The 6,153-nt window shown below is 33.7% G+C and carries 5 protein-coding genes and 2 pseudogenes; 3 read left to right on the top strand and 4 right to left on the bottom strand.

From position 1 onward, the window contains the following. Positions 1 to 20: 20 nt before the first annotated feature. The 3 genes and pseudogenes from WGMM_RS07500 to WGMM_RS07495 form a co-directional block, all read right to left on the bottom strand. Positions 21 to 710 (bottom strand): annotated as a pseudogene (locus tag WGMM_RS07500) (IS3 family transposase); the annotation flags it as partial. Between the two features lie 210 nt (positions 711 to 920). Then, on the bottom strand, positions 921 to 1,850 hold the full coding sequence (locus WGMM_RS02835; protein WP_038249721.1) for an AEC family transporter: 930 nt from the start codon (positions 1,848 to 1,850) through the stop codon (positions 921 to 923). A 266-nt stretch (positions 1,851 to 2,116) separates the two neighbouring features. Further along, positions 2,117 to 2,637, bottom strand: a pseudogene (locus WGMM_RS07495) (GNAT family N-acetyltransferase). Positions 2,638 to 2,653: 16 nt separating this feature from the next. Between WGMM_RS07495 and WGMM_RS02825 the strand changes: the two are divergent. Further along, complete coding sequence (locus WGMM_RS02825; protein ID WP_038249718.1) at positions 2,654 to 3,817, top strand: multidrug effflux MFS transporter; 1,164 nt, start codon at positions 2,654 to 2,656, stop codon at positions 3,815 to 3,817. A gap of 27 nt (positions 3,818 to 3,844) precedes the next feature. On the opposite strand, the gene prfA is transcribed toward WGMM_RS02825, so the two are convergent. Beyond that, on the bottom strand, positions 3,845 to 4,924 hold the full coding sequence (prfA, locus tag WGMM_RS02820) for a peptide chain release factor 1 (protein ID WP_038249715.1): 1,080 nt from the start codon (positions 4,922 to 4,924) through the stop codon (positions 3,845 to 3,847). 98 nt (positions 4,925 to 5,022) lie between these two features. On the opposite strand from prfA, the gene yihA reads away from it, so the two are divergent. Further along, complete coding sequence (yihA, locus tag WGMM_RS02815) at positions 5,023 to 5,616, top strand: ribosome biogenesis GTP-binding protein YihA/YsxC (protein ID WP_038249712.1); 594 nt, start codon at positions 5,023 to 5,025, stop codon at positions 5,614 to 5,616. A 4-nt stretch (positions 5,617 to 5,620) separates the two neighbouring features. Next, positions 5,621 to 6,153, top strand: a 533-nt coding sequence (locus WGMM_RS02810; protein ID WP_038249724.1) for an amino acid kinase family protein, incomplete at its 3' end; no start/stop codon positions are given.

Below are 6,153 nucleotides of genomic sequence, written 5' to 3'. Positions count from 1 at the left end.
TAATTATCATGTTACTCATTAACCACCATGCGTGAATATAGGTCAATTATTGCCGCCAACAACCTTCTTTAGTTTTTATGTAGGTAATCCCAAACTTTATTTGGCTGATCAGTAGTAAAATTTTGATCCAATGTGTTCGGAGCCACAACTCGGTTGCTTATTTGCTGTTTTTTATTTTTGAACCTTCGTCTAAGCTTGGTTTTAATGCCATTTTCTTGCATAACACTTTGTACTGTTTTAATTTTTGCCTAAAGCTTTTAATTCAGCGTGAATTTTAGGAGCTCCATATCTGCATTTAGAAGCTTGATGTATTTTTTGTAATATCTGCTAGAAGCCCTTCTTTTGCTAATTCTTTACTGCTTTTTTCCTTAGCAACCAATACCACCAGTACAAAACCCTACATAGTTCCTGTGTTTTACAGCAATTTCTATATAAAAGAATACTTTACTCTTTTTCTTTGCCCAGGGCTTTTTTTAAAATGTCTCTTTCTCTTGTTAGTTCTTTTTTTAGATCAAATCTTTCTTTGTCATAAGGAGCCTTTGCCTGGAAATGCGTATGCTCCAGACATTTTTCCATCATATTTTCTTACTTAACATACTACCATCTATACCTAGATCTTTTGCTATTTTTGTACTTGCTTGACCTGTTTCTTTAACCAGCTTAACAGCTTCTAATTTGAATTCTGCTGTATATTCTCTTCTATTTGTCATATTTTGAAAAAACGTTTTATTTTACTCCAAAAACGTCTTAACTTTCTCTCTACTTTTTCTGGGTAAGGTCAATTTACCGCCGCGGCGCTAACTAGTAGCGGGATGACGGGTTACCAAATTGTAGAAGTTGCTTTAGCTATAAATTCTAAGTTTTATCAATGTCTTGTGTTGTTACCCAAATAATGGTTGTGCAAGCGCTTAATTTTTTGATCAACAAGGAACAAGTTTAGTAAAAAATAATGATATTATTAGTGGAACATAAAACAGTCCCACTGCAGTACTGATTAGAAGCAACAGAGTAGCTTTATCTGGTTGATAATTCAAAATATTAGCAAGTATTATACTGGACCCAGAAACTGGAATAATAGCCAGCAACATCAGTGCTTTATATATGCTCTCATCGTATATACCTACAACATGCTTGTCTAAAAGGACAATTCCTAAAACAAACAGTGGCCAGAATACGTACTTTGCTGTAATAGTGATCAAAGCAAGCTTCCAATCTATTTTAAAGCTTGCAATATTCGCAATGCTCACTCCAAGTAGCACCATTCCTAATGTGACAAATGTACTTCTAATATTCATCATAACATCTGTTAAAAAAGTAGGTATTTGTATATCGTATATACTTAAAAAGAAGCCCAGAACCATCGCATAAAGCGAAGGAAGTTTGAACAACTTTAATATGCATTCTTTTGCGGTATAAATACCATTTGCAGCTATGTAAAATCCTAAGCTGTTTTCAAATAGCGCCATTCCTATATAACAAACAACATATACAGATACTGAATCTTCATCAAATAAAGCCATGGCAATCGGCAGGCCAAAATAACCCATACTTGTGCTGCCCGAGCTAAATGCTAATATGTTTCTTGTGTTATCCTTAAATAAAAAAGAAGAAAGATAATACACTGATAAGGACATAGTGCTACCTATAAACCATATCAAAATCGGCAGAGAAATTACTTTTAAGTTAACTTCTGTATGAGAGACTCCATATAAAATCACTATTGGATTAGCTATATAAAAAAGTATTTGAGATATAGTGTTTCTATCAATTTTAAGATATTTTCCTGCTAAGTAACCAATAAATATTGTAATATAAATAGGTAATATTTTGAGAAAAAGAGTAAGGAACATACTAGCCTATTGTAATATTTTTGATTGATAAAGTGACATTAGATCTTAACGTGTTGTAAAAGTAAACAAAATTTATTTTCTAATTTATCCAGCTCATAGTTAATTAAATTAGTGCCAAAATTTTTTTTTACATAGGACTTAAGAATGACATTTTTATGATAAAATTATGTTAAGTTTCTATAAAGCTTCTTGCATATTTTTGAATAATGACATATTTACTAAAAATTAAACTGCTTGTAGCAATTTAGACGGGCTGTTAAAAACACTCATCTTGCATGGTTCTCAGGAATTCTTGCCTTGATCATTAAGATTGTACCATTGCTTTCCCTAATTTTTTTAAATCCAACTTTTTCGTAAACACGGATTGCACGAACATTTGCTGTATCTGGGTCAACAAAAGCATTTTCAGAAACTTTAAAGACAAATTCGTTTAAAAATATATTCAAAGCTTGTGGACCAATGCCTTTGCCCACATAATTCAGCTCTCCGATATACCAGTCTATAGCAGCACAGGTGGAAAATCATGTTTGTTATAGTATTGAATATAACCAATATCAACTCCGTCACAATTAATAATGAATGCATGCATTGGTTTTTCAATAATTTGTGTCTCAAGTTTTAAACGTTTGAATCCTTTGACATAATTGCTATATTTTTTCTCAATTAACTCTGGTGTCCAATTTATATCCGCATCCCACCATAGCTTTACGTGAGGTGTTTCTAACCATTTTAATAACAGTAAAAAATGTTCTTCTTTCAACGCTTTAAATGTGATATTTTTATTCATTAATTGAAAATCTCAAATGTTACTACCATTTCTGTTAATCCTGTCTCTAATTGCTAAGTTCATTGAAATTGATATTTCCGTACCTAGTTTTCCTGATGTGGTACACTATTTTAACGTATCAGAAGGAACAATTCAATTAACTATTGCTTATAATTTCCTAGGCTTTTGCATAGGAGGGTTGTTTTTCGGTCCATTGTCTGAATGCTATGGCAGAAGGAGAATTATGATCATAGGCAACACTTTACTACTCGTCGGCGCTGTTGGTTGTGTTTTTGCACCGTCGATTTTTTGGCTTTTAATCTCTCGCTTTGTTCAGGGCATTGGTGTCAGCACATCTGTAGTTGTGTTTGCAATCGTTGCAGACAGCTATAAAGGTGACGAAGCGGTGAAATTTATTGGAATCATGAATTCTGTTCTTACAGTTGTCATGGCAATTGCGCCAGTGTTAGGCAGTTTCATCAATGAAATTGTAGGATGGCGTGGTAATTATGCAACTGTTGCAATACTTTGTTTAATCTCTTGGGTTTTGCTGCTTTTAGCGTTACCAGAAACAAAAAAGGACCGCGATATTTTCAGTTTGAAAAAAACGATGAAAGATTACAGAAAACTACTATCTAATCCGAGGTTTGTTACGTTGTCTTTGATGTCAAGCCTCTTTTCTGCTGCGTATATGTCATTCATTACTTGTGGACCTTTTCTGTATATGAAGACTTTTGGTTTATCTAGCACTATTTATGCACTACATCAAGGTGCAATAGTTGGGTGCTTCTCACTCATTAGTCTATTTGCTGGCAAAATCTTGCAGAAACTTGGAGAAATATGGTGTGTAATTTCTGGCGCGAGCGTGGGTGCTATTGGGTCTCTATTGCTTGTAATATTCAGTATAATTGTACCCCACTCTTTCTACTTAGTAACATTGTCTATGATTATTTTTTCTATCGGTTGTGCAATTTGCCAGCCAGTGATTTTTAATGCATCAATAAATGTTTTCCCTAAAATTAAAGGTACGGCTTCTTCTGCACTCTCGTTCATTAGAGCTTTTATCATGGCTGTTTTTATCGGCTTAACAAGCTACATTTACAATGGTCAAACAATCAGTGTATCTCTTCTTGTGCTATCTGCGATAGTACTAGAACTTGTTTTTACTGTCTATCTATTGCGTTTAAAAAATCCTATGTAATTAATAAAGATATTCCATTGTAGGCTGCTAACTTTCCCCTGCCAATCTTTCTGCTTCATTACGTGAAATTAATGCTTCAATAAATTCATCTAGTTCACCTTCTTTTATAATCTGCTCTAGCCGATGTGAAGTTAGATTAATTCTGTGGTCTGTTATTCTTGATTGCGGAAAGTTATATGTTCTTATGCGCTCGGAACGATCCCCAGAGCCAATCTGACTTTTCCTCATTGTTGACCTTTCCATTTCTTTTTTTTGTCTTTCAATTTCGTATAGCCTTGCCCTCAATACTTTGAGCGCTTTAGCTTTATTTTTGTGCTGCGATTTTTCATCTTGCTGTATCACAACTATCCCTGTCGGCAAGTGGGTGACCCTTACTGCGCTGTCAGTTGTATTCACTGATTGCCCTCCAGGACCACTGGATCTATAAACATCTATTCGTAAGTCTTTTTCTTCTATTTTAAAGTCAACTTCTTCTACTTCAGGTAATATCGCAACAGTAGCGGCAGAGGTATGCAACCTTCCTGAGGATTCAGTTTCTGGCACTCTCTGTACTCTGTGCACCCCTGATTCAAATTTCAACCTTGCAAAAACTTCTGTTCCATTAATGAGTGCAGAAGCTTCCTTATAGCCACCTATACCTGTATTAGAAATGCTTATTGGCTCGAACTTCCAATTTCTTCTTTCTGCATATTTTTGATACATACGAAATAACATTGCTGCAAATAATGCTGCTTCTTCTCCGCCTGTACCTGCTCTAATTTCTAATATTGCATTTCTTGAGTCATCTTCATCTTTGGGCAATAATGCTAACTTTAATTTTGCTTTTATTTTTGGTAATAATACCTTGTGCTTTTCGAAAAATTCTTCTTTTGCTAACTCTTTTATATCACCTTCGCTGTTTTCATCTTTTATTATTTCTTCTAAGTCTGAAATTTCCTCTTTCAGCGTGTTATATTCATCAATTATCTTGATTATTGGCCTGAACTCAGAGTATTCCTTTGAAAGGGTAATGAATTCTTTTTGACTTAAATTGGTAGGATTTTCCAAATTCCTCTCTATATCATTAAATTTTTTCTTTAAGTCTTGTAAATTATTTTCCATATCCATATAGCACAGATCTAGCTAAGTAATATATACTGAAATAAAAAATTTCTTATATCAAGCAATAACACTATGATATACCTACCACCTTCTAGTTGAATATAATGGCAAAACAGATAACATCAAACTGCAATTTCATATTTGGAGCTTCGGACATAAAATCATTACCAAATGAGTCGGCTCCAGAGATTGCGTTTGCTGGTAGATCAAATGTAGGAAAATCCAGTCTGATCAACTTACTGATAAACAGCAAAAAAGCTGCCAGAGTTTCCTCTAAACCTGGATGCACTAGACAAATAAATTTTTACTCTATGTACAATGATAAGTTCAGACTTGTTGACCTACCAGGGTATGGCTACTCTCATGGAGGCAAGGAGGAAATTATACAATATTTAAACTTAATTGAGTATTATCTAATTCAAAGAAGAAATCTAAGAAGAGTGTTTGTGTTGATAGATAGCAAGGTAGGATTAAAAGAAATAGACAAAGACTTCATTTATTGGTTAATATATAATAACATTAACTTTAACATTGTGCTAACAAAAATAGATAAAGTAAGTCAAAAAAGCTTAGGTGCTGTTATAGAAGATATTCAAAAACGGATTAATAATGAGAATGTGTCAATTCATCAAATGAGCATCCGTGTTAAGCATAAAATAACCAAGGTAAGAGATGAGTTTTTCAAGTTTACAAGATAAAAAAATGAAGAGTAGTGAATTTTTAAAGGGTGAGGTATCATTTGAACAAAAAGCAGAAATATTACTTGAAGTGCTATCTAACATACCTAGCTTTGTAGGCGAGACTTTTGTCATTAAATGCGGTGGTACAATAATCTTAGATGAAACACTATTTAATACTTTTGTGCATAATGTTGTCTTGTTGAAGCAGCTTGGTATAAATCCGGTAATAATTCATGACGGAGAATATGAAATTAACTCGGGGTTAAAAATGCTGGGTATGGACAGTAAGTTTGTGAATGGTATCAGACTTACAGACAAAGACACTATGAAAATCATTGAAATGGCACTGTGTGGTTCAGTTAATAAAAAAATTGTTCAGTATATAAATTCTGCTGGTGGTTCAGCTATTGGATTATGTGGAAAAGATGGTCACTTAATTAAAGCCGAAAAAATAACCGCTACGCTTAGAGAAGATAGATCAAATAATATCGAAAAGATATTAGACATGGGGTTCATCGGTAGACCCACTGAAATCAATCCTGATATATTATTTTT

This window comes from Wolbachia endosymbiont of Glossina morsitans morsitans (genome assembly GCF_000689175.1).
Taxonomy (GTDB): Bacteria; Pseudomonadota; Alphaproteobacteria; order Rickettsiales; family Anaplasmataceae; genus Wolbachia; species Wolbachia pipientis.
The sequence above is the reverse complement of the archived record's forward strand: the minus strand, read 5'-3'. Positions and strand labels throughout refer to the sequence as shown.

What these genes read in the sequence shown, in the direction of transcription:
- WGMM_RS02825 (WP_038249718.1), top strand. Translation starts at nt 2,654, where the DNA reads ATGTTACTACCATTTCTGTTAATCCTGTCTCTAATTGCTAAGTTCATT.
- yihA (WP_038249712.1), top strand. Translation starts at nt 5,023, where the DNA reads ATGGCAAAACAGATAACATCAAACTGCAATTTCATATTTGGAGCTTCG.
- prfA (WP_038249715.1), bottom strand. Translation starts at nt 4,924, where the DNA reads ATGGATATGGAAAATAATTTACAAGACTTAAAGAAAAAATTTAATGAT.
- WGMM_RS02835 (WP_038249721.1), bottom strand. Translation starts at nt 1,850, where the DNA reads ATGTTCCTTACTCTTTTTCTCAAAATATTACCTATTTATATTACAATA.